Origin of the sequence: Rhodococcus sp. R1101 (assembly GCF_000278445.1) — a bacterium.
GTDB lineage: Bacteria > Actinomycetota > Actinomycetes > Mycobacteriales > Mycobacteriaceae > Rhodococcus > Rhodococcus gordoniae.
Genome location: NZ_AJVB01000916.1, coordinates 1 through 559 on the forward strand (window position 1 = coordinate 1; position 559 = coordinate 559).

Consider the following 559-nt stretch of genomic DNA (forward strand, 5'->3'; position numbering starts at 1 on the left):
ATCTACAAGGGTGTTCGGTATCTCGGCCGGGCCGAGCACGATGTGCTTGCTCATCGGGCTGATGATGCCGCAGATGTGAATTCTCGGAGTGTTCCGAATCGGTGTGTCCGACGGTTCGTGTCACTCCGAAACGGCACTGTTCGTCGACGTTCGTCCACGTAAGGCTGGTATCACTGCCGCCGGAAGGATCTTCATGACCACCACAGCCTCGACGAGTTCCGCCATGTCACTGAGCTTTCACCCCAGCGAGCTCGCCGAGCGAGTGAACTGCATTGCACACTGGCCGGAGGGTCGCTTCACTCTCACCGAACTCGTCGAGTCGTTCCGCTGCTTCGGGTTGAACGTGACGGAGCACCGCCCCCTCGACGATTCGAGTGCTCATCGTTTCGAATTCACGTCGAGTGAAGGACCGGTGGCGGACGATCAGGCGTGCGACCGTATCGCCGGTGCATTCGTCGCTGCAGCCGAGGGCCTGACGGAGTTGGACGATCTCTCCATTCTCCTTCTGCGGGAGACGATCACGTGGCGGAACGTCGACTTATCCGTGCAGCCGTCCGGT

The 559-nt window shown here is 60.3% G+C and carries 1 pseudogene; it reads left to right on the forward strand.

Features of this window, described 5'->3' with window-relative positions:
* Window positions 1-193 precede the first annotated feature (193 nt).
* A pseudogene (locus tag R1101_RS28975) lies at window positions 194-559 on the forward strand (NAD-glutamate dehydrogenase domain-containing protein); the annotation flags it as partial.